23 protein-coding genes are annotated in these 21625 nt (G+C 59.6%); 5 read left to right on the top strand and 18 right to left on the bottom strand.

Annotated elements, in window-relative coordinates:
• Positions 1–130: 130 nt before the first annotated feature.
• Both AC13RC_RS05360 and AC13RC_RS05355 read right to left on the bottom strand, forming a co-directional pair.
• A complete protein-coding gene (locus AC13RC_RS05360) occupies positions 131–745 on the bottom strand; it encodes a GDYXXLXY domain-containing protein (RefSeq protein WP_488556653.1) in 615 nt (204 codons plus the stop codon).
• Entirely contained in the window at positions 742–1881 is a 1140-nt protein-coding gene (locus tag AC13RC_RS05355; protein ID WP_488556652.1) for a DUF2157 domain-containing protein, read from the bottom strand. Before AC13RC_RS05355 ends, AC13RC_RS05360 begins: the two co-directional genes overlap by 4 nt.
• An 872-nt stretch (positions 1882–2753) precedes the next feature.
• On the opposite strand from AC13RC_RS05355, the gene AC13RC_RS05350 reads away from it, so the two are divergent.
• The 4 genes from AC13RC_RS05350 to trmFO all read left to right on the top strand — a co-directional run bounded on the left by AC13RC_RS05350 (position 2754) and on the right by trmFO (position 5536).
• A complete protein-coding gene (locus AC13RC_RS05350) occupies positions 2754–2900 on the top strand; it encodes a DUF1127 domain-containing protein (RefSeq protein ID WP_081615319.1) in 147 nt (48 codons plus the stop codon).
• Between the two features lie 302 nt (positions 2901–3202).
• Positions 3203–3346: a DUF1127 domain-containing protein gene (locus AC13RC_RS05345; protein WP_069611985.1), complete on the top strand. Its 144-nt coding sequence runs from the start codon at positions 3203–3205 to the stop codon at positions 3344–3346.
• Positions 3347–3625: 279 nt separating this feature from the next.
• Positions 3626–3982, top strand: a complete 357-nt coding sequence (locus tag AC13RC_RS05340) for a VOC family protein (protein WP_113352616.1) — start codon at positions 3626–3628, stop codon at positions 3980–3982.
• A 117-nt stretch (positions 3983–4099) separates the two neighbouring features.
• A complete protein-coding gene (gene trmFO, locus AC13RC_RS05335) occupies positions 4100–5536 on the top strand; it encodes a methylenetetrahydrofolate--tRNA-(uracil(54)-C(5))-methyltransferase (FADH(2)-oxidizing) TrmFO (RefSeq protein ID WP_488556651.1) in 1437 nt (478 codons plus the stop codon).
• 20 nt (positions 5537–5556) lie between these two features.
• Here trmFO and AC13RC_RS05330 read toward each other — a convergent pair whose 3' ends face one another.
• From AC13RC_RS05330 to yajC, 5 genes are all read right to left on the bottom strand, one after another.
• Positions 5557–6018 (bottom strand): hypothetical protein, encoded by a 462-nt coding sequence (locus AC13RC_RS05330; RefSeq protein ID WP_113333679.1) that lies wholly within the window; start codon positions 6016–6018, stop codon positions 5557–5559.
• A gap of 75 nt (positions 6019–6093) precedes the next feature.
• Positions 6094–6954: a phytoene/squalene synthase family protein gene (locus AC13RC_RS05325; RefSeq protein WP_113352619.1), complete on the bottom strand. Its 861-nt coding sequence runs from the start codon at positions 6952–6954 to the stop codon at positions 6094–6096.
• 17 nt (positions 6955–6971) lie between these two features.
• Positions 6972–7358 (bottom strand): Mth938-like domain-containing protein, encoded by a 387-nt coding sequence (locus tag AC13RC_RS05320; protein WP_113352620.1) that lies wholly within the window; start codon positions 7356–7358, stop codon positions 6972–6974.
• Positions 7359–7362: 4 nt separating this feature from the next.
• Positions 7363–9906 (bottom strand): protein translocase subunit SecDF, encoded by a 2544-nt coding sequence (gene secDF, locus AC13RC_RS05315; protein ID WP_488556650.1) that lies wholly within the window; start codon positions 9904–9906, stop codon positions 7363–7365.
• A 159-nt stretch (positions 9907–10065) separates the two neighbouring features.
• Positions 10066–10413 (bottom strand): preprotein translocase subunit YajC, encoded by a 348-nt coding sequence (gene yajC, locus AC13RC_RS05310; RefSeq protein ID WP_047634659.1) that lies wholly within the window; start codon positions 10411–10413, stop codon positions 10066–10068.
• 205 nt (positions 10414–10618) lie between these two features.
• Between yajC and AC13RC_RS05305 the strand changes: the two genes are divergently transcribed.
• Positions 10619–11491, top strand: coding sequence for an ATP-binding protein (locus AC13RC_RS05305; protein ID WP_488556649.1), 873 nt, complete (start codon positions 10619–10621; stop codon positions 11489–11491).
• Between the two features lie 82 nt (positions 11492–11573).
• Here AC13RC_RS05305 and AC13RC_RS05300 read toward each other — a convergent pair whose 3' ends face one another.
• From AC13RC_RS05300 to AC13RC_RS05250, 11 genes are all read right to left on the bottom strand, one after another.
• A complete protein-coding gene (locus AC13RC_RS05300; RefSeq protein ID WP_488556648.1) occupies positions 11574–13262 on the bottom strand; it encodes a peptidoglycan DD-metalloendopeptidase family protein in 1689 nt (562 codons plus the stop codon).
• Between the two features lie 170 nt (positions 13263–13432).
• Entirely contained in the window at positions 13433–14086 is a 654-nt protein-coding gene (locus tag AC13RC_RS05295) for a protein-L-isoaspartate(D-aspartate) O-methyltransferase (protein WP_488556647.1), read from the bottom strand.
• 4 nt (positions 14087–14090) lie between these two features.
• A complete protein-coding gene (gene surE, locus AC13RC_RS05290) occupies positions 14091–14855 on the bottom strand; it encodes a 5'/3'-nucleotidase SurE (RefSeq protein ID WP_488556646.1) in 765 nt (254 codons plus the stop codon).
• 15 nt (positions 14856–14870) lie between these two features.
• Positions 14871–16154, bottom strand: a complete 1284-nt coding sequence (gene serS / locus AC13RC_RS05285) for a serine--tRNA ligase (RefSeq protein WP_113333674.1) — start codon at positions 16152–16154, stop codon at positions 14871–14873.
• Between the two features lie 107 nt (positions 16155–16261).
• A complete protein-coding gene (gene tatC, locus AC13RC_RS05280; RefSeq protein ID WP_113333673.1) occupies positions 16262–17083 on the bottom strand; it encodes a twin-arginine translocase subunit TatC in 822 nt (273 codons plus the stop codon).
• Positions 17080–17805, bottom strand: a complete 726-nt coding sequence (gene tatB / locus AC13RC_RS05275; protein WP_488556645.1) for a Sec-independent protein translocase protein TatB — start codon at positions 17803–17805, stop codon at positions 17080–17082. Before tatB ends, tatC begins: the two co-directional genes overlap by 4 nt.
• Before the next feature lie 54 nt (positions 17806–17859).
• Positions 17860–18066 carry a twin-arginine translocase TatA/TatE family subunit gene (locus AC13RC_RS05270; protein ID WP_069611973.1) on the bottom strand — a complete coding sequence of 69 codons (207 nt, stop codon included), beginning with the start codon at positions 18064–18066 and terminating at the stop codon, positions 17860–17862.
• 244 nt (positions 18067–18310) lie between these two features.
• Complete coding sequence (gene scpB / locus AC13RC_RS05265; RefSeq protein ID WP_152096194.1) at positions 18311–19003, bottom strand: SMC-Scp complex subunit ScpB; 693 nt, start codon at positions 19001–19003, stop codon at positions 18311–18313.
• A 46-nt stretch (positions 19004–19049) separates the two neighbouring features.
• Positions 19050–19847 carry a segregation and condensation protein A gene (locus tag AC13RC_RS05260; protein WP_069612288.1) on the bottom strand — a complete coding sequence of 266 codons (798 nt, stop codon included), beginning with the start codon at positions 19845–19847 and terminating at the stop codon, positions 19050–19052.
• Positions 19848–19921: 74 nt separating this feature from the next.
• Positions 19922–20935, bottom strand: a complete 1014-nt coding sequence (gene nagZ, locus AC13RC_RS05255) for a beta-N-acetylhexosaminidase (protein WP_488556644.1) — start codon at positions 20933–20935, stop codon at positions 19922–19924.
• A 78-nt stretch (positions 20936–21013) separates the two neighbouring features.
• Entirely contained in the window at positions 21014–21517 is a 504-nt protein-coding gene (locus AC13RC_RS05250) for a GNAT family N-acetyltransferase (RefSeq protein WP_488556643.1), read from the bottom strand.
• Between the last annotated feature and the right edge of the window lie 108 nt (positions 21518–21625).

Here is a 21625-nt window from a genome sequence, read left to right as displayed (position 1 = left end):
TGGCGATGCCTGCCCATGGGGCCTTCCGGAGCGCGGCGTCTCTATATCACCCGTTTTAAACCACGCAAAGGAAAAATGACGGCTCCGCGACAACGCTTAAAGCTTATCGGAGCCATTAGCGCAGATATCGTCAGTAAAGCGGTTCCTCGTAGACGGATTTGCCGTCTAGAAGCAGGCTTCTGATATGGGCAACGCCGTCGGAAGACACCCGCGCCGCGATGGCGACGCGATTGTCATTGCGGGCGCTCTCGATATCGTGCCCCTGCCCTTCGGGCACGTAGTAGCGCTCGATGCCATAAGTGACCCCGACAATCGCCTGCGACGGGTCGGTGGCATCGCCATAGAAAACATAGTCGACAGGCAGGCTTTTGAGCACGACCGTATCGGGCTTCGGATCGAGCTTTCCAAATGATGATTCGACGATCCCCCAGGAACCGTCGTCCTGCTTCTTCAGGCGAACGGACAATATCGCGCCACTTCGGCTCGCTTTCGGCGGTCCTTCAATCATCGTCGAGAACGGAACCCGCGAGATGTCGTAGTTCAAGGTCACGTAGTCGCCGCGCAAAAGATCGCGCGGATCGACTGGCGCAGTCTTCAAAAGAATCTCGACGCCGCTCCGCAAGCCCCAGGCCCGCTCGCCGACCATGTAGCCGAGAACGGCCGTCTGCAGCGCAGCAACGACGATGGCGGCGATCCACAGGCGGCGGGAACCGGCAGGCAGGCTCTTTTCAGCGATATCGGTCATGCCCGCGTCCCCTGCCCGCTATTGTCGGAAAAGCGCCGCTCCAGCTGGATGACCAGCCAGGCGGCAATCGCCACCAGCAAGCCGGCAACGAGGAAGAACCCGGCCGTGCCGATGATCGAGCCGATCGTCTCGCTGGCGAGGTAAAGAATCTCGCAGGAAAAGACGAAATAGGCGAGATAGCGCACCGCGCCGTTGTCGCGGCCACTGAGCGCGATTGCGATCACGCAACTCGCCAGTGTCGCTGCCGCCACGATGACGAGCGGCAATTTGTCTTCCACCCAGACATTGTTCTCAAAGGACCCGTTGCTGATCTCGGCATGAACCAGGGAGAAGCCGATCGATGCGATCAGAAAGGTGTAGAAGGCCGGCGCGGCACCGGCTGTGCGGGCAAAAGGCATCAGCGGCGACGCGGGAACACTAACGACGAGAAACGCCGCCATGCCGAGAGCGGCAAACAGGATCGCAGTATTCAATCCCTCATGACGGCCAAATAGCCATGTAAGCCAGCCGACGAGCATGAGATAGGCCAGATGCCGAGCCATGGGCGCATCGACATAGCGGACAAGCGCGATCAGGAACACAGCCATCAGAGGCGGCATCCAGGGCATGATCCCATACCATTCGTCGAAATGGCCCCAGAGATAGACGCCGCAAAATGCCCAGGCGAGAAAACCGGCGAGCCCGACCTGCGCCGACGAACGAAACAATGCCGCAACAATGCAGGCCGCGGCGAACCAGACGAGCATCATTCTGAGTTCGTCGCCGGACAGATTGTACATCTGGCCAACCAGCGCCATGGCGCCGCCGAAACTCAAGGTGCCGAGGATCAACATTGCGGCGGCGAGGATGGAGCGACCCTGAGCTAATAAATATGCCGCCGCGAGATAGAAGGCCCATATCATCGCAACCAGCCCCAGCAGACGGGCAATTCTCGGAAGAGCCTCCCAGTTTGCGGAGATGAACAGCAAGATGGCAAGGCCGAGAAGCACGGCGGCGATGATGGTCAGCACCCGGCCGGCGCTGAAACTCGTCTGACGACCGTCATACTCGCTGAGGATGGCTTTCGCCGTCCCCGCGTCGACCAGCCCCTTGTCGGTCCAGATCTTGAGATCCCGCTCCAGCCTTCCCCTGTACATGCCCGGCTCCCCTCGCTGCGATTCTGCTCGCGACAGAGTTAGCACAAATCGCCGCCCAATCGATGCGAGCCGAGCGTTCTGGCAGAGGCTTCGGCTCACAGGAATGTGTGCCATATTAATACGGAATTAAGGGATCATGCAGTATCCTGACGGCCGGTAAAGAGATACCGATTAAAGATATGCGCGCAGCTCATGCCTCCCATGAAATTATTGCGCTGCACAAATTCGAAAAGTCATACTATTTATCAAACAACAAGACGGCGGTGGCGCGCCGGACCGATACAGATCGGACCAAGCCTGGGGATAGCATCCCGACACGATATTCGGAGCCGCACACTCCTCCTCCCAGTGCGCTTCGATAGATTGACGACACTCCTCCTCCCAGTCGTCAATCATCTCAAATGACGCCCACCGCATCCTCCTCCCGCGGTGGGCGTTGTTTTTACCCACCTAAATCGGTTTATGCTGACGGATGCCCATGCCGGCCATCAGCCGGCAATTGCCAGTATGGGAAGAGTCTCAAGCTCACTTCTGAACCGCCGCACGGCAGTTCGCGGCAACATCGGCCCCTCCCAAAACAGTAGGGCTGGCGAAAAGGTGGCTAAAAGCGGGCGGCTACCGGCAAACGCTTCGGAATGGCTGACACTGGCGCGGAATTGACTTACGGCAACGGATCAGCTTTGGCCGCGATATGCACATAAAGCAGCCACCATCTTAGGCAAAGCACCCCTAAGACTTGCGCGTTATGCATAGGTGGCATGAAGCTTTCGCGCTTTTAGTTTTCGCGGCGCAGCATATATTTAAATCCATTAGATCGACGACGGAACCAATCACGGAACTGCTCGATCCCTTGATCCTCGAAAGGGACTACAATGAACCTGACCCGCTCTTTCAACAACTGGCGCAAGTATCGTCAGACCGTTAACGAACTCGGCCGCATGAGCGCTCGTGAACTGCACGACCTCGGCATCGACCGCGCCGACATCCATCGCGTTGCTCGCGAAGCCACCGGCCGCTAATCGCCGGATAGGCTTCGCCACTCGCGAAAGCCTCTCAACGCCCGTTGCGGACCTCCGCGGCGGGCGTTCTTTTTTGCCTTCCGACTGAGCAAGCGCAGCATAACCGATCCGCCGCGAGCTATTCCTTATCTGCAAAGCACACAAATTTTGAGCATCGACTGCTTTTTGGGCGTCATATTGCACAAATGCATAGCAGACGCATCTTCTTTGCACTGCACAATCAACCTCTTCGCGCCTATATAGAGTGCAAGCGCTGAGGCGGTAATCACACCGCCCGCAAACAAGATACCGAGGAAAAGATCATGAACCCGATTCGCATTGCAAAGAACTGGATCAGCTACCGCCGCACTCTGAACGAACTTGGCAACCTCTCCAGCCAGACCCTTTCGGACATCGGCGTTAGCCGCTACGAAATCCGCAACATCGCTGCTCGTTCTTTCCGTTAATAGAAACGGACTGGCAGACTGCTTCAAGACGGCGCCTTTTGGCGCCGTTTTTGATTCCGGCGATTGGGTCGCCGTATACTTTAATCGACTCGCAGAGTTTCAGTTGATCACCGGCGAGTCGCTCACCCTTACCGGACATCAATGCTGCCATCCGCCCAGCCTCGCAGCAGCCCGTGCACAGCAGGCGAAGATAGCCCCTGCCGCCATCACGCGCGGTATTGGAACGGAACCGCCGGTTTCTCATTTACAGGTGGAGATCTTTTAGCAGGGAGGCGGAGAATGCAAATCCAAGGAATTTACGCCGCGCTCGCGACGGCCAGCATGGACAGGGCGGAAACGTTCTATACTCAACTTTTCGACCGAGGACCTGACGATCGTCCCATGGATGGGTTGATCCAATGGCGCAATGTCGCAGGCGCGAACATTCAAATCTTCCATGATAGGGAGAATGCGGGGCACGGCAGACTAACCATTGTGGTGCCGAAAATGGATGAAGCCCGCAAATTGCTCGAAGACTTTGGCGTAAAGCTCACGGGTGAATCGCAAGGCAACTATGGAAAGATCGCCCAATTGATTGACCCGGACGGAAACCGCATCACTCTTGCAGAACCGCCCTCAAGACCTTTCGATAGGTAGTTCGCACTAAGCTGGCGGACCAGAGACTAAGTTTGCCGTAAGACCGCTGCGCAGTTTTGAGCGGCATGCTTTAGCAAAGCATTGGATCGCCGGCCTGCCCGTGATAATGACGCGCGCATGACACAGATCACTTCTTACTCCCCTATCCACGTCATCGGTGGCGGCCTCGCCGGCTCGGAAGCCGCATGGCAGATCGCCAATGCCGGCGTTCCGGTCATTCTGCATGAAATGCGCGGCGTGCGCGGCACCGAAGCACACAAGACGGACGATCTTGCCGAGTTGGTGTGCTCCAATTCGTTCCGCTCCGACGATGCCACAAGCAATGCTGTCGGCGTCATCCATGCGGAAATGCGCATGGCGGGTTCGCTTATCATGACATGCGCGGATAAGCATCAGGTACCGGCCGGCGGAGCGCTTGCTGTCGATCGGGACGGCTTCTCGGCAGCCGTGACGCAGGCGATTGCAAATCATCCGCTGATCACCGTCGTCCGTGAAGAAATCCAGGGGCTGCCGCCCAGGGAATGGGACCAGGCAATCATCGCCACCGGCCCACTGACCGCGCCCGGGCTTGCCAGCGCCATCCAGGCTGAAACCGGAGCGGATGCGCTCGCCTTCTTCGATGCCATCGCGCCGATCGTCTATCGCGACAGCATCAACATGGACATTTGCTGGTATCAGTCGCGCTACGACAAGGTCGGCCCCGGCGGCACCGGCAAGGACTATATCAACTGCCCGATGGACGAAGCCCAGTACAATGCCTTCGTCGATGCCTTGATCGCCGGCGATGCCGTCGGCTTCAAGGAATGGGAAGGCACGCCCTATTTCGACGGCTGCCTGCCGATAGAAGTCATGGCGGAGCGCGGGCGCGAAACACTGCGCCACGGGCCGATGAAGCCGATGGGGCTCACCAATGCCCATAATCCCACGGTCAAGGCCTATGCCGTCGTACAGCTGCGCCAGGACAATGCGCTCGGTACGCTCTACAACATGGTCGGTTTCCAGACGAAGCTGAAATACGGTGCGCAGGCGGAGATCTTCCGCCTGATCCCCGGCCTCGAAAATGCAGAATTCGCCCGCCTCGGCGGCCTGCACCGCAATACCTACATCAACTCGCCGACCCTGCTCGACCGCTCGCTGGTCTTGAAGTCGCGCCCGGGCCTGCGTTTCGCCGGCCAGATCACAGGCTGCGAAGGCTATGTCGAGAGCGCCAGCATCGGCCTGCTCGCCGGCCGCTTCGCCGCAGCCGAGCGCAAGGGCGAAGCGCCTTTGCTGCCTCCGGATACAACAGCGCTCGGCTCATTGCTGAACCACATCACCGGCGGCCACATCGTCTCCGACGAGGAGCCGGGCAAACGCTCCTTCCAGCCGATGAACATCAATTTCGGGCTTTTCCCGGAGCTGGAGCCGGGTTCGATCGTCAAGCCGGAAGGCGTCAAGCGCTTTCGCGGCAAGGACAAGACCATCATGAAGCGCCAGCTCATCGCCAAGCGTGCGCTTGCCGATTGCGCCGGATGGCTCGGCTTGCCTGCACCCGTATTCGCGGAAAGCGCCTGACTTTAGCGCTTTCATGATCTTCAGCTTGTTGCCGGCGGCGCGTGGTGCTCGAGCTTCGCGTCCTCGCCGGCGACATAGTTGCCGAGCAGCCAGAGCGAGACCTCAGCAGCTTCCGTCGGTGTCTTGAATTCGAATGTGCCGTTGTGGTGGGGCACATCCAGAAAATCGACGATCAAGCCGCGTCCGGTTGCCGAAATCTTGGCACGCGCCCTGCCCGGCTCGATCAGATGGACGCTGAAATGATTGCGCACATTGCGCATGAACCCCGCCTTGTCGTCATGCAGACGCACGAAGACCGCCTGCCCGTCGGCGGTCGTCTGCAGCTGGCGAATGGCCTCCGTCGGAAAAGCGCGGCCGAATTCCAGAATCGCAAGGCCGGTATCGTGCAGGCCGTCTTCCTTGTTCTGCGATGCCATGCGCGTCGCGTAATAGGCAATGAAGATGACAATCGCAAACAGTATGCACCAGACGACAATACCCACGGCAGATCCCCCTGAAATGCAAATCAAGTGCCGCCATCTCCATAGACGCCGAGACTTGCGCGAGTTTGGTGTATTTTAGATTTTCTTTGTGATCGACGCTATCGCCATGCGCAGCTGCCGGCGCCATTGCGGCAGCACCAGGGATTGATCGAAGATGCCGACTCCGAGCTTCTGTGCCTTCTGCAACACAGGCTCGGCCAAGGTGACAAGCAGAAACGCCGGGAATACGGCCTGCGGTATGGCGCCTGCCGCCCTCGCCTTGGCGAGATGCTCGCGACCGAGACCGGCGAAGGCCTCGATCGCCGCCGAAATGCGTGGCTTGTCCTCGCCGGCGAGAAAACCGTCGCGATCGAGCCCGGTTGCCGCCAGGATCTCCAGCGGTAGATAGAGCTGGCCGCGATGGCGGTGCAGCGGCATCAGGAGCAGCAGACCGGCAATCGCCTGCGCAACGCCGGCATGGCCGGCGGCATCGGCGGAGCGCTTCGCCTCATCGGCGGACAGGACCAGGCTTGCAAGCTGGATAAGGGCCGAAGCCGTCTCACCAGCATAGCCTTCCAGACTGCTGCGGCTTTCCATGGGATCATCGTAGAGATCGAATATGCGCGCATCGATCATGTCGATCAGCGTCTGGCGCGGCAGGCGATACTCTTCAATCGCAGTGAGAAGTTCGGAAGCCAGCGGATTGGCCTCACTCGAGCCGTGGGACTGCCCTTCGAGGAGATCGCGCCAGTATTGCATCCGCACTTCGCCTGGCAGCGGCTCATGCACGAGATCGCGCACGCGCGCCAGCTCGGCGTTGAAGGCATAGAGCGCGGCAAGTGCCGGGCGCTTATCCTCCGGTGCCAGCAGGCAGGCGAGATAGCGATCGCGATCGGTGTCGCGAAGCGTAGCGAGGCAGATGTCCCGGTTGCTCCGAGGCGCAGCTGGTGTTGTCATACGCTTGGATCCGAAGGTCAGACGGCGATTAGCGCCGCGGCCACGGCACGCGATTCGGAAAGCATGATGTTGAAGGTGCGCACCGCTGCCCCCGTGCTCATCGGGTCGGAGGAAATCTGCTTTCCACGCAGGGCGGCCTTCAGCTCGGCGGGAAGCGGGTGCAGCTCCATGCCGGTGCCGACGAGCAGCACTTCAATCTCGGCGGCTTCATCGAGAACCTTCTGGAAGCGATCCGGCGTCAGCGCATCGCCCTGCAGCATGTCCCAGCCGTAGATGCCCGAAGGCAGGCACAACAGCGAACCGCGATGCGACATGTCGGCGAAGCGAAAGCCGCCATTGCCGTAAGCATCGATCGGTGCGCGTCCGGGGAAATGCGCGTTTCGGATTTCTATACCTTTAGCCACTGTATCACACCGCTGGTTTGCCTGACTGGATATCGCCGGCCGCGGGTCCATTGCTTTCGCCGCCGGTCTGAAACTTGTCCGGCCGCAGCTTGAACAGGATCAGCACGGGCGCCGCAATATAAATCGACGAAAAAGTGCCGACAGCGACGCCGAAAAGCAGAACGAAGGTGAAGGCACGGATCACCTCGCCGCCGAAGATGTAGAGGGCAAACAGCGCCAAAAGCGTCGTCGCCGATGTCAGAATGGTACGAGATAGTGTCTGATTGATGGAAGCATCGATCAAAATCGGCAGCGGCATCTGCGAATAGCGCTTCAGATTCTCGCGCATGCGATCATAGACAACAACCGTGTCGTTCAGCGAGTAGCCGACGATGGTGAGGATCGCGGCGATGCTCGTCATGTTGAATTCCATGCCTGATAGCACGAAGAGGCCGAGCGTCAGGATGACATCGTGTAGAGTCGCAATGATCGCGCCGACGGCAAATTGCCATTCGAACCGTACCCATATGTAGATCAGGATTGCCGCCAGGGCCGCAAGGACGGCAAGGGAAGCCGTAGTGGTGATCTCGCCCGATACGGCTGGACCGACCACTTCGACGCGGGCGAAATTGTAATCCTTGCCCAGCTCGTCCTGAACGAGCGAGACGGCGGATTGTTCGGCGTTTTCACCGCCCTCCTGAGCATGAACGCGAACCACTGCACCAAGACGATCGGCGAGCCGTTCGACGCGCACGTCGCCCGGAATGACGGCGTCAAGACGGGTTTGAATGTCGACGGGATCTGCAACGCCCTGTTTGGCCCGGACCTCGATGATCGATCCGCCGGCAAAATCGATGCCGAGGTGCATGCCGACCGTCGCGAAGGCAATGAGAGTGACGACCGAAAGAGCCGCAGAGACCGTAAAAGTATAGCGGCGGATGCCCATGAAGCGGATATTGGCATTGTCGAAAATGCCGCTGCGCACGCCAACAAGCAAAGTGCGCGGCTTGCGGCGCGAGATCCACATATTCACCAGCGACCGTGTGACGAAGCAGGAAGTGAAGAAGGTGGTGACGACACCCACCATCAACGTGGCGGCAAAGCCGCGCACCGCGCCGGTGCTTGCATAAAAGAGAATGGCCGCGACGATCAGAACCGTCAGATTGGCGTCGGCGACGGTCGCAGCTGCCCGGTTAAAGCCGTGGCGCAGCGCATCGACGAGAAGATGGGTCTTCTTCTCCTCTTCGCGCACGCGCTCGTAGATCAGCACAAGCGCATCGAGACCAATGCCGATAATGAGGACGATGGCAGCGACACCCGGCAGGGTGAGCGTAATGCCGAGCAGGCCCATGAGGGCCGCGACCATGATCATGTTGATGACGAGCGAGATGGTCGCGATGATGCCGAGCAGGCGGTAGAAGCCGATCATCAGGGCTGCAACGAAGACGGCGGCCGCAATGCAGGCAATCAGACCATAATGCGCCGTTTCGCCGCCAAGGCCCGGCTGAATAGTGCGCTCTTCGACCGTCGTCAGGGTTGCCGGCAGCGGACCGCTCTTGACCATGACGGTCAGATCCTGCGCGCCCTGGGCGGTGAAATCTCCGGGAACGTCGATCTCGCCTGTTGCGATGACCGTCTTCAGAGAGGCAGCGGAGATGACCTGATCGTCAAGCACGACGACGATGATCTTGCCGAGATTGCTGGCCGTCGATTGCGCGAAGCGGTGAGTTGCCTCCGGCGTCAGCTTGACGGAAACGGTGCCTTCGCCTTTCTGATTGTCAACGACTGCAACGGCATCGGAAAAATCGACGTTCGAGAGCAGTGGCTGCCGCTGTACGAGATAGCCAACGGGCGGATCATCTTCGGAAAACAGCACGTCGGATCCGGCCGGCGGCTGCTTGTCCATGGCGTCCTGAACCGACATCGACTGATCGATCAGGCGGAAGCTGAGCTTAGCGGGCTGGCCGAGAAGGTTTTTCAGCCGCTGCGCATCGGCAAGGTCGGGCACCTGAACGATGATACGATCGGATCCCTGCCGGCGGATCAGTGGTTCTCCAACACCGAGTTGCGCAATACGGGCATGAATGACCTTGATCGCGCGTGCGATCGCCGATGAGACATGGCTGTTGATATCCGCATCGGTGATATCGAGCGTCAGCGCACCATTGTCACCTTGAGACAGAACAAGGGACGGCTGATCGGATCCCGCCGTCAGCGGCCGCAATGCTGTCAAAGCAGCCTGAACCTGCGAGGGATCGCCGATGCGAAGCTGGATTTTTCGGCCGGTGCCGGTGAGGCCCGAATAGGCGACATTGACGGTGCGCAACCGGGTGGCGATATCGCCGACAATGCTTTCCAGGCGATCCTTCTCGACGTCACCCCGTTCGATCTTAAGCAGCAGATGCGATCCGCCGCGAAGATCAAGGCCAAGCTCGATCTTTCGATGTGCCCACCATGCTGGAAACGATGAAAGCGAGCGCTCACCAAGCAGGTTGGGAGCGGCCAGAAGCACGCTCAAGAGAACGACGAACCAGATCAGGGCGGTCTTCCACCAGGAGACGTGCAGCATCGCTCTCTCGAATTAGGGCTTCCCTACCGCGCCCTCCCTTTCGACGGAAAATGCAAAGGGCGCAGTAACACCTTGAATTTGTGCACAGTCCTTCAAGAAAGTCGATCTCGAATTTCGAAGATGCGCAGCGGCGGCAGGCGCCGCCTCTCGGGAGGAGCCTTACGCGGCGTCCGCCTTGACGGGTTCGCCCTTGACGCGAACCTCGGAAATGGCGCTGCGGACAACGCGGATGCGCACGCCTTCAGCGATCTCGACTTCCAGTTCCTTTTCGTCGATGACCTTGGTGACCTTGCCGACGATGCCGCTGGTGACGATCTGATCGCCGCGGCGGATGTTCTTCAGGATCTCGTCACGCTTCTTCGCCTGCGCGCGCTGCGGACGGATGAGGAGGAAATACCAAACGACCATCAGCGGCACAAACAGGATGATCATTTCAAAGCCGGAACCGCCGAAGGCACTCGCGGCCGAATCTGTCGCGCTCTGCGCATATGCGTTGGTGATAAACATCGAGAACTCCCTTGAATTCCGAGCGGGAACGGGCCCCGCGTCAGGTGGCCGGAATATAGTTACGCGTATGGCGAATGCAACAAAAACAGCCGTCAACCGTACCGATTTCCCGGTCTGTTAGCCTTTCAACCCCTAAAGGAGCATGATACCCGGCAGACAGCGCGCGCGTTTTGCGACTTTCTTGTTCAATATTCAGGAGGAAACGGTGACTGAAGACCAAAACGCCCTGATCCTTGCCGAAGTCCGTCGCCTTGCCGACGCTGTCGAACGTCTGGCCGGCCCGGCCCCGGCCGTCAATGACTGGAATGCCGCCGATTGCTTCGTCTGGGCCCCTGCCCGACTTCATCTGCAGCCCGTGCCACGGCCGAACCGTGTGGCGCTGACCCTTATCCGCGGCGTCGATCACGTGCGCGATATCCTGCACGAGAACACGCTTCGTTTTGCCGAAGGTTTCGCCGCCAACAACGTGCTGCTCTGGGGCGCGCGCGGCATGGGCAAATCCTCGCTGGTCAAGGCGGTGCACGAAGACGTGCGTCGGACGACCGGCGTGTCTCTGAAGCTGATCGAAGTGCATCGCGAGGATATTTCCTCGCTGCCGGTGCTGCTCGATATATTGAAGGCAACGCCGCATCGCATCATCATCTTCTGCGACGATCTCTCCTTCGATCATGACGATACCGCCTATAAGTCGCTCAAGGCGGCGCTGGACGGCGGGGTCGAGGGACGACCGGACAACGTGCTGTTTTATGCCACATCCAACCGTCGCCACCTGCTGCCGCGCCATATGATGGAAAACGAGCAATCGACCGCGATCAATCCCTCGGAAGCCGTGGAGGAAAAGGTATCGCTCTCCGATCGCTTCGGCCTGTGGCTCGGCTTCCACAAGTGCAGCCAGGAAGATTATCTGCAAATGATCGACGCCTATGCCGATCACTTCAAGCTTGATCTCGATCGCGCCCAGATGCATCACGAAGCCTTGGAATGGGCAACGACCCGCGGCGCCCGTTCCGGCCGTGTCGCCTGGCAATATATCCAGGATCTCGCCGGCCGGCTGCGCATCGTGCTGGAGCGTGATTGATCTTCGATCGATCGACAACGCCATAAACGACAAAAAGCCCGGCTGTGACCGGGCTTTTTGCAGAGTCCTTGAGACGCACTACCTATTCAAGGAACGTCATTGGGTTGACCGGAGCCGAATTCTTGCGGACTTCGAAGTGCAGCTGCGGCTGGCTGACATTGCCGCTCATGCCCGACGTCGCGAGCGTCTGACCGCGCTGGACCTTCTGGCCGCGAGTGACGCTGAGTGCGTCCGCATGACCGTAGACCGTGACGGTACCGTCGTCGTGGCGGACGAGAACCGTGTTGCCGAGTTCCTTCAGGCCATTGCCGGCATAGATGACGACGCCGTTTTCGGCCGCCTTGATCGGCGTGCCCTCGGGAACGGAGATGTCGATGCCGTCGTTGCGGCTGCCGTTGACATTGGCGCCATAGCCGGCGACGACAGCACCGCGAACCGGCCAGCGATATTTGCCAATACCGGTCGCCTCGGGCGCATCGGCCTGCGCATCCGACTTTGCGGCATCGTTGATGGACTGGCTCGGCGAAGCGGAGGCAACTTCCTTCGGCTTGGCAGGGGTATCAGCTGCCGCATCGGCATTGGCGACCGCCTTGGGTGCCTGCTTCGCGATCGGGTCTGCGGCGGCCTGCTTCGGCTCCACAGGCAACGCGCCTGGCTTGGTGGAAGCCTTCTGAGGCTCTATCGAGGCGGTCTTGACCGGGTCTGCAGCGGCGACGGAGCCGTGTGGCAACGCGAGTGCCTGTCCGATGCGAATGCTATCGCCGGCCTGCATGTTGTTCGCACGCTTCAGTTCGGCGACGCTCACGCCGCTTTCCTTGGCGATTCTTGCCAGCGAGTCACCCGGCTTGACGACATAGGTGCCCTTCGGCGTCGGCCCCTTGCCATTACCGGCTGCGAGCTTATTGGGGTCGGCGAGGCCAGCTTGGGACTTGCCGCGCATCTGGTTGCCGGAGGGCAATGCGAGCGCTTCCTGCTGCGGCGCCTTGGCGGGACCAGGCATCTTGCCGCCCTTGGAAAGATCAGTCGCTTCAGCGGCCATCTTGGCCGGGCCAGAAACACCTGCCCCGTTCATCGTCGGTATGACGATCTGCTGGCCGGGCTGCGCGGCAGCGCCATTGCGCAGGCCATTCGCACGCAGAATTTCCTTTTCCGGAACGCCATAGCGGCGCGACAACAGAGCAATATTTTCACCCTGATGCAGCGTCACGCTCGGAGCATTGACCGTGGTCCAGCCGGGAGACATCTGCTGCGCGGCGGCAGTCTTGATCGTACCCGTCGACATGGTGTCGGGAGCAAGTGCCGGCGCGGCGCGGGAGCCGTTATTGTTGCGAGATGCGGGGAAAGGCTGCGCCATTGCCTCAGATTCCGCCTGCGGCATCCGACGAGAATTGCTGGCGGAAGCACTCGGAGGAGCGAGATCGGTGCGCTGAATTGCGACGGGGGCGGTCGAAGCCCGTGCGCTGGAATAGGACGGGTTATAGCGAGCCGGCGAGTTGGGATAGGGTTGCGATACCGGCGCACTCTGCTGCGAATAATCCTGCTGGCCGTAACCGCCTGCTTGAGCAACGTCTGCGCGCGGCACGGGATCACCGTTCGGACCGTTCAGGCTGCGACGATTGATCGAGCCGGTCGTTACATTGTCCGTTTTATTGAAGAGACCGCTGAAACGGGTCGTGTCCGAACTACAAGCTGTGGCCGTACTCGCCAGAAGAATGGCCACCAGGACTTTCCCTGCCGATTTGCTGACGTTTGAAGAAAGACTGAAACCCATGACTCGACCCACTTAAGACGCAACCGATTATGGGTCGATTAAAGCGCGTTAATCTTACCATGCGGTTAAAGCACTGGTGCGGCATGTGTTTTTTTGAGGAATTGCTAACCATAGAGAATGAAACGGCGCAAATGCGCCCGTTTCATAGGGGCATCAGCCCGAATTGAGCCTCAAAGATAGGAGGCGAGCATCGGCACGATGGGCTGATAGGGAACGTCGAACAATTCTTCGCGCTCGAATCGGCTTCCCGTCTTCGTCAGTCGCACCAAGCGACATGTGCGCTCATCAATAATAAGCGGGGCTATCATCGAACCGCCGGACACCAGCTGTTCGGCATAAAAGCGCGGCATTGTCGTGAAAGCTGCCGTCACCAGGATGCGATCGAAGGTGCCCTCGCCCGGCAAGCCGGCGCTGCCGTCCGCCTGACGGATGATGACATTGCGCAGCCCGAGCGTATCCATGCGCTGCTGCGCCGATGTCGTCAGCGTCTTGTAGCGATCGACCGTCAGCACGCGCTCGACGATCCGCCCCATGACGGCAGCAGTGAAACCGCTTCCCGTGCCGATCTCGAGAATGCGATGGCCAGGTTTGATCTTCAAGCCATGGAGAATACGCACTACGAGATCGATGCCTTCCATGAAGGCACCGCAATCGATCGGAATCGTGCGGCTGGAATAGGCATCATCGGCAAATTGCGCCGGCACGAAAGGCAGGCGCGGCGTCTGCTCGACCGCCGTCATCAGATCGATGTCCAATATGCCTTCCGCCCGCAGCCGCAACACCACGGCCGCAAAGCCTTCCTTTTCCACCAAACGAGGTGTCAATCCGCTACTCCATACCGAGCGCCCGCGCCACGCGGTCTTGCGCCGAATAATCCGTCAGATCGAGTTTCAAAGGCGTTACCGAAATACGATTTTGTTTCAACGCCTGAATATCGGTCCCTGGACGGAAGATGCCGCTCCGCTCACCGAAGCGAAGCCAATAGTAAGGGAAGCCGCGGCCATCGGCCCGCTCCTCGACCTGCACGTTGAAGGCAAGATTGCCCTGTGCGGTCACTTCCGTTCCGTCGACCTCTTCGGGGCGGCAATTCGGAAAATTCAGATTGAGGAAGGTCCCGTCAGACAGATCGACGTTCATGAGCTTGTTAAGCAAAGCCGGAGCATGTGCTTCTGCCACTTCCCAGGGCACGACGCGCGCGCCGTTTTCATAGAGATAGGCCTGGCTCAAAGCAAAGGAGCGCACGCCTTGCAGCGTGCCCTCGATGGCACCGGCGATGGTTCCGGAATAGGTGACGTCGTCAGCGACATTCGATCCGGAATTGACGCCGGAGAGCACGAGATCCGGCTTGATATCCAGAACCTTGCGGATCGCCATGATGACGCAATCGGTCGGCGTTCCCCGCAGCGCATAATGCCTGTCGGAAACCTTGCGCATGCGCAACGGCTCGGAAAGGCTCAATGAGTGAGCAAGGCCGCTCTGATCCGTCTCAGGCGCAACGACCCAGACATCATCAGACAGAGTGAGGGCGATGCGCTCTAATGCCGCCAGACCTTCGGCGTGAATGCCGTCATCATTGGTCAAAAGAATACGCATCGCCCCACCACCTGATTATGCTGCTTTTTCGATCCTCTTCAGACCACCCATATATGGCAGGAGTACGTCGGGGATAGTGACCGAGCCGTCAGCATTGAGATAATTCTCAAGCACGGCGATCAGGCAGCGGCCGACGGCCGTTCCCGAGCCGTTCAGCGTGTGAACGAACTTGGTGTTCTTGTCGTCCTTGCCGCGATAGCGCGCATTCATGCGCCGGGCCTGGAAATCACCACAGACGGAGCAGGAGGAAATCTCTCGATAGGTATCCTGCCCCGGCAGCCAGACTTCGAGATCATAGGTCTTGCGCGCGCCGAAGCCCATGTCGCCGGTCGAAAGCGTCATGACGCGGTAATGCAGGCCGAGGCGCTTCAGCACTTCTTCCGCGCAAGCCGTCATCCGCTCATGCTCGGCAATGGAGCTTTCGGCGTCGGTGATCGACACCAGCTCGCATTTCCAGAACTGATGCTGGCGCAGCATGCCGCGGGTATCGCGACCGGCCGAGCCTGCTTCCGATCGGAAGGACGGCGTGAGTGCGGTGAAGCGCAGCGGCAGCTTCTCCTGATCGAGAATTTCGCCGGAGACGAGATTGGTCAGCGAAACCTCAGCCGTCGGGATCAGCCAGCGACCGTCGGTGGTTTTGAACGAATCTTCTGCGAATTTCGGCAGTTGACCTGTTCCGAACATCGTCTCGTCGCGTACCATCAAGGGCGCGCTAACTTCGGTATAGCCGTGCTCGCTTGTGTGCAGATCGAGCATGAACTGACCGAGTGCGCGTTCAAGGCGAGCAAGCTGCGAGGTCAGCACCGTGAAGCGCGAGCCGGACAGTTTTGCCGCGCGTTCGAAATCCATATAGCCGAGTTCTTCGCCAATCTCGAAATGCTCTTTCGGCTGATGGTTCCAGGTCGGCTTGGCGCCCCAGACATGCTTGACGACGTTGTCGTGCTCGTCCTTGCCGACGGGCACGTCTTCGAGCGGTATGTTCGGAATGCGTGACAGCGCGTCATTGAGCTCGGCCGTCAGCGTGCGCTCTTCTTCCTCCGCAGCCGGAAGCGACAGCTTAAGGTCGGCAACCTCGGCCTTCAGCTTCTCGGCAAGCTCGCTGTTCTTCTGCGCCATCGCCGCGCCAATTTCCTTCGAAGCGGCGTTGCGGCGCGATTGCATATCCTGGACGGACTGAATGACGGATCGGCGCTTCTCGTCGAGCGCTATGAGGCTTTGCGACAGAGGCTCCGCACCGCGCTTGGCAAGCGCTGCATCAAAAGCCTCGGCATTCTCACGAATCCATCTGATATCAAGCATCTTCGTTCCAGGTCGTTTGACATAAGTACAGCTCCGACCGAGGCTTCGGTCGGAGGTCGAACCGGCAAATACCTGAGAAACGAGGCGAAGGCCTCCCCGCCTGGACGTTAATCCGTCTTGGCGATATCGGAACTTCCGCCACTCTCTTCGAGCGCTTGCCGGGTACGCTGGCGTTCTACGAGTCGCGCCGCGTAGATGGAAATCTCGTAGAGAAGGATTGTCGGCAGTGCAAGGCCGATCTGGGACATCGGATCCGGCGGCGTCAGCACAGCAGCGACGATGAAGGCGAAAACAATGGCAAACTTGCGCTTTTCCGCGAGCCAGGCCGACGTCAGCAAGCCGACACGTGCCAGCAGCGTGGTAATGACGGGAAGCTGGAAGACGAGCCCGAAAGAGAAGACCAGCGTCATGATGAGGCTCAGATATTCCGAGACCTTCGGCATCAGCGCAATGCCGATCTGACCGTCGCCACCCGTCTGCTGCATCTTCAGGAAGAACCACATCACCATGGGCGTAAAGAAGAAATAGACGAGCGCAGCGCCCATCAGGAACAAAACTGGCGAAGCGATCAAAAACGGCAGAAAGGCATTGCGCTCGTTCTTATAGAGGCCGGGCGCGACGAACTTGTAGATCTGCGAAGCGATGATCGGGAAGGAAATTACCAGGGCGCCGAACATGGCAACCTTCACCTGGGTGAAGAAGAACTCCTGTGGCGCGGTGTAGATCAGCTCTGACTTCGCGAGATCGAGATGAGCCCATTCGACGGCCCATTTATAAGGATAGACCAGATAATTGAAGAGATGCTTCGCCACTGCGAAACAGCCAATGAAGGCAATGAAAAAAGCCACGAGCGACCAGATGAGCCGTGTGCGCAATTCCATAAGGTGTTCGATAAGCGGTTGCGGCTTATCGTCGATGTCACCCGTCATGCCTGGTCCTTCTTCTTGGGCGTTTTAGGCGTCGCCTTGCTGGCTGTAGCGGTCGGACGCTTCCTGGGAGCTGGGGGCGTCTTCTCTACGGCAGCAGCGACCGCGACCTTGCGCGGGGCTCGCTTTGGTTTTTCCGTGACGACGGGCGTCTGGACGGCGGCAGCCGCAACATCCTCGGTCTTCGCCGGGGCTTTAGCGCGAGGTTTACGAGCGGCCTTCGGCTTCTCTACTGCGTCATTCACAGCGGCCACCGGCTGAGGGACGACTGCTGCCACCGCCTCTGGAGCCGCCGCTGGCGACGGATTGCTCGAAACGGCAGGCATTGTGGATGTGGCCGCAAGTGCTTCCGGCAGGCCGGACGTCACACCCGGAACCGGCTCGGACGGCAATGGTGTCGCGGCCGGGGCTGCTTTGTCCGGTGTTGCCGCACGCTGCAGATCAGCCTTTATCTCATTGCCCATTTCTCGCAGCGGGTTCATGGCTTCCCGCAACGAATTGACCGGATTGAGCTTCTGCGCATCGGCAATCGTCTGGCGCACATCATCCAGATCCGCCTCGCGCATGGCTTCGTCGAACTGAGCGCGGAATTCGCCAGCGACCTTCCTGGCCCGCGCCGTCATCTTACCGATGGTCCGCAATGTCGACGGCAACTCCTTGGGGCCGATCACCACCAAGGCCACGACGCCAATAACCACCAGCTCGGACCAGCCTATATCGAACATGCAAAGGCTCCTGGGCTAACGGCAAGCCTTTCAGCTTGCGCCTGCCCGACATGATTACTTCGTTTCGTCAGCCTTGTGCTCGACCGTACGGGACGCCGTCGACGCGGATGTCGACGTATCTTCGTCGTCGTTCATGCCCTTCTTGAAGCTTTTGATGCCCTTGGCGACATCACCCATCAGCTCCGGGATCTTTCCACGGCCGAACAACAACAGCGCGATGGCCAGGACGATGAGCCAGTGCCATATGCTTAGAGAACCCATTGCTTTAACTCCCAATTACAGTGTCTTTTCGATGTAAGACGTTTGCGGATGTTTTTCAAACACCAAAATGCAATGCATCCACGCATATCGGGATGACAAGCGCCGATGCGGGCAATCAAGCGTCTCCAAGCCGAGAGGATGATTGTTATATTCGCACCCGCTGATGGCGAAAGAGAGACTTTGCCGGCAGTTTCGCGAAAATCCGCAGATAGGGTTGCAACCCCTTGAACGAGCCGGCCAACGCTCAATCGCTGGAGCTTGCGCCGCTCGGCGGCAGGATGCCGAGTTCCTCCAGATCCATCTGCGTGATCGGATCTTCGTCTTCGGTCAACTCGTCGCTCATCAACGGCGAGGGAATGTTGAAATTGGCCGGAATCCGGCCTGACAACAACCCCGCCCCCTTCAGCTCTTCGAGACCGGGCAGATCGCGCAGCTCTTCGAGACCGAAATGATCGAGGAAATCGCGCGTCGTGCCAAGGGTCACCGGTCGCCCCGGCGTGCGGCGACGGCCACGGAAGCGGACCCAACCAGACTCCATAAGAACGTCAAGCGTGCCCTTGGAGGTCTGCACGCCTCTGATATCCTCGATCTCGGCGCGTGTGACAGGCTGATGGTAAGCGATAATGGCCAGCACCTCCAGCGCCGCACGCGACAGCTTGCGCACCTCGCTCTCGTCGCGCCGGATCACGAAGGAGAGATCCGCGGCCGTGCGAAAGGCCCAGGCGCCATCCACCTGGACGAGATTGACGCCGCGCATGGCGTAATCGGCCTTGAGTTTCTGCATGATGGCGGGAATATCGACCCCACGCGCCACGCGCTCCGCAATGAAGGCCTCGGAAACCGGCTGCGCTGAGGCGAAGACCAGCGCTTCGGCAATCCGCTCGGCCTCGCTCAGCCGACGATCGTCTACATCGGGCGCTTCCGCCTCGTGCTCCACATGCTGCTGCTGCTCGTCGTCCGGTTCAGTCACGCGCTTTCCTGCCCTATTCCGCTGCTTCCAGTGACGAATGCTTCGGCCCGCGCCGCATGTAAAGCGGCTGAAACGCGCCTTCCTGGCGAATTTCCAGCTGCCCTTCGCGCACCAGCTCCAGCGATGCCGCAAAGGCGCTGGCAATCGCCGTCACCCGCTCGCTCGAAGTCGTCATGTAGCTCAGCAGGTAATGTTCAAGGGCCGTCCAGTCGGTGATTTCGCCGATCATCCGGTCCAGAATAACGCGGGCATCGGCCAGCGACCAGACACGGCGCTTCTCGATCGTCACCTGGGTCACGGCCTGACGCTGACGCAGGCTCGCATAGGCGGTGAGCAGATCATAGAGGCTGGCGTCGAAGGCGGATTGGCGTCGATCCGGAATATGTTCCGGCGCGCCGCGCGCGAAGATATCGCGGCCGAGGCGGTTGCGATTGACAAGATCGGTAGCAGCATCGCGCATGGCTTCCAGCCGCTTCAGGCGGAAGGCGAGCGTCGCCGCCATCTCCTCGCCGGTCGGTCCGTCTTCCTTGCTCTGCTGCGGGATTAGCAGCTTGGATTTCAGATAGGCGAGCCAAGCGGCCATGACGAGATAATCGGCCGCAAGCTCGATGCGGATACGCCGCGCACTCTCGATGAACTGAAGATACTGTTCGGCCAGCGCCAGAACGGAGATACGGGACAGATCGACCTTCTGGTTGCGCGCCAGATGCAGCAGCAGATCAAGCGGTCCTTCAAAGCCGGCGAGGTCGACGACAAGCGACGGCTCGTGCGAGCCGCGCTGCGTCTCACCCTCCTGCCAGAGCTTGTCCATCGGCGTTGCCGCCTGCTGAAGCTTGTCCGTGCTGCCGCTCACTCTGTCACCCGCCCGTTCCTCGAAGTCCGGTTTTACGCCACTGCGAACATCGCGTCGAATTCCGCCCGAATAGAGGCTTCATCGGCGCCATCACTTCTGCCGAATGCCGCTTCGACCGCCTTGGCCCGTTTCAGCGATGTCCCCGCCAAAGCGGGAACATTGCGAACCACCTGCTGCATTTCGTCCATGACGCCATTGCAATGCAGCACGATATCGCATCCGCCCGCAATAATATTTGCTGCACGTTCGCCGATCGTGCCCTTCAACGCATTCATGGAGGTATCGTCCGACAGGAGCAGTCCCTGGAAACCGATATGTCCGCGGATGATCTCCTCGATCACCTTGCGCGACGTCGTGGCCGGGTTCTCCGGATCGATATCGGTAAAGACGACATGGCAGGTCATCGCCATGAGTTCGTCCTTCATTGCAACGAAGGGAGCGAAATCATGCGCCTCCAGCTCCGCACGCGGTACCGAAACCACAGGCAACTCGTGATGCGAATCCGCAAAACCGCGGCCATGGCCGGGCATGTGCTTCATCACGGGCAGCATACCGCCGGCTTTGAGACCTTCCGCAGCCGCGCGTCCCATTTCCGTCACCGTCACCGGATCGGAGCCATAGGCGCGATTGCCGATGACGTTGCTCGATCCCTCCACAGGCACGTCCAGCACCGGCAGGCAATCGGCATTGATGCCGAATTTCAGCAGATCGAAGGCATGAAGCCGCGACATCAGCCATGCAGCACGGAGGCCTCGTTCGCGATCCTGGCGATAGATATCGCCGAGTGCCTGCCCCGAGGGATAATGCGGCAGGATCGGCGGGCGAATGCGCTGCACCCTGCCGCCTTCCTGGTCGATGAAAACCGGAGCGTCGCGTCCGACGCTATCGCGCAGAGACGCAACGAGATCGGCGATCTGTGCCGGTTCGGAAATATTGCGTCCGAACAGGATAAAGCCCCATGGCTGCTCCCCCTTATAGAAGGATCGCTCTTCGGGCGTGATGGTGTGGCCGCTACAGCCGAGGATCATGGATTTCGATTCGGTCATACCCGAATCATAAGGCTTGCGCTGGGAAATGCGAGTGAGGTCAAGCTGGGATACACAGGAACAACCGTCTTCGGCAGGCTATTTGGGCGGTATACGATAGACGACTGAGCGGTATTTAGGATTTGACCTGCACTCCCTCACCTCGCCGCCATAGGCTTCGGCTATCCGTCTGCTGGCGATGTTCTCCTCCGCGACGGGGTATACGAAATATCGGATAGAAAAGCTCGCACTTGCCCATCCGATGATCGCGCCGATCAATTCGCGGCCGAATCCCAGACCTTGCGCTTCGCTGCGAAGCCAAATTCCAAGCTCCGGCGTGTCGGTCAGCGCGGCATGCATACCGATAACGCCCAGAAAGCGATCGTCACTCCTGTAGCGGGCTGTGAAGTGCAATTCCGAGCCGTCTTCGATTGCCTTCAGCCATCCCCGCCAAACATCCGCAAAAGCCGCTTCAGTTTCAGGCGGATGCCAAGCCATGAAACGCGTGATGCCAGGCGATATGTTGGCGAAGATATCCGGGGCGTCCTCAGGAACAAACGGCCTGATGGACGTTCGACGCGTCGATAGCTGTAGATGCCGCATCGTTCGCCATGTCCCGCGCTTAGCGCATCAAAAATAAATCCGCCCGCAGATTGATCTCTGCGGGCGGATTTTTCAACTTTATCGAACACCCAGGCTGAAAGCCCAACT

Source organism: Martinezella sp. CNPSo 3890 (assembly GCF_057784455.1).
The sequence above is the reverse complement of the archived record's forward strand: the minus strand, read 5'-3'. Positions and strand labels throughout refer to the sequence as shown.

Bases quoted from the DNA above. Each gene is read 5' to 3' on its own strand.
- nagZ (WP_488556644.1), bottom strand. From the start codon at position 20,935: ATGACCGAATCGAAATCCATGATCCTCGGCTGTAGCGGCCACACCATC.
- tatB (WP_488556645.1), bottom strand. From the start codon at position 17,805: ATGTTCGATATAGGCTGGTCCGAGCTGGTGGTTATTGGCGTCGTGGCC.
- AC13RC_RS05360 (WP_488556653.1), bottom strand. From the start codon at position 745: ATGACCGATATCGCTGAAAAGAGCCTGCCTGCCGGTTCCCGCCGCCTG.
- AC13RC_RS05260 (WP_069612288.1), bottom strand. From the start codon at position 19,847: ATGGACAAGCTCTGGCAGGAGGGTGAGACGCAGCGCGGCTCGCACGAG.
- AC13RC_RS05345 (WP_069611985.1), top strand. From the start codon at position 3,203: ATGAACCCGATTCGCATTGCAAAGAACTGGATCAGCTACCGCCGCACT.
- yajC (WP_047634659.1), bottom strand. From the start codon at position 10,413: ATGTTTATCACCAACGCATATGCGCAGAGCGCGACAGATTCGGCCGCG.
- tatC (WP_113333673.1), bottom strand. From the start codon at position 17,083: ATGACGGGTGACATCGACGATAAGCCGCAACCGCTTATCGAACACCTT.
- surE (WP_488556646.1), bottom strand. From the start codon at position 14,855: ATGCGTATTCTTTTGACCAATGATGACGGCATTCACGCCGAAGGTCTG.
- AC13RC_RS05340 (WP_113352616.1), top strand. From the start codon at position 3,626: ATGCAAATCCAAGGAATTTACGCCGCGCTCGCGACGGCCAGCATGGAC.
- trmFO (WP_488556651.1), top strand. From the start codon at position 4,100: ATGACACAGATCACTTCTTACTCCCCTATCCACGTCATCGGTGGCGGC.
- AC13RC_RS05250 (WP_488556643.1), bottom strand. From the start codon at position 21,517: ATGCGGCATCTACAGCTATCGACGCGTCGAACGTCCATCAGGCCGTTT.
- serS (WP_113333674.1), bottom strand. From the start codon at position 16,154: ATGCTTGATATCAGATGGATTCGTGAGAATGCCGAGGCTTTTGATGCA.
- AC13RC_RS05355 (WP_488556652.1), bottom strand. From the start codon at position 1,881: ATGTACAGGGGAAGGCTGGAGCGGGATCTCAAGATCTGGACCGACAAG.
- AC13RC_RS05350 (WP_081615319.1), top strand. From the start codon at position 2,754: ATGAACCTGACCCGCTCTTTCAACAACTGGCGCAAGTATCGTCAGACC.
- AC13RC_RS05325 (WP_113352619.1), bottom strand. From the start codon at position 6,954: ATGACAACACCAGCTGCGCCTCGGAGCAACCGGGACATCTGCCTCGCT.
- AC13RC_RS05300 (WP_488556648.1), bottom strand. From the start codon at position 13,262: ATGGGTTTCAGTCTTTCTTCAAACGTCAGCAAATCGGCAGGGAAAGTC.
- secDF (WP_488556650.1), bottom strand. From the start codon at position 9,906: ATGCTGCACGTCTCCTGGTGGAAGACCGCCCTGATCTGGTTCGTCGTT.
- AC13RC_RS05270 (WP_069611973.1), bottom strand. From the start codon at position 18,066: ATGGGTTCTCTAAGCATATGGCACTGGCTCATCGTCCTGGCCATCGCG.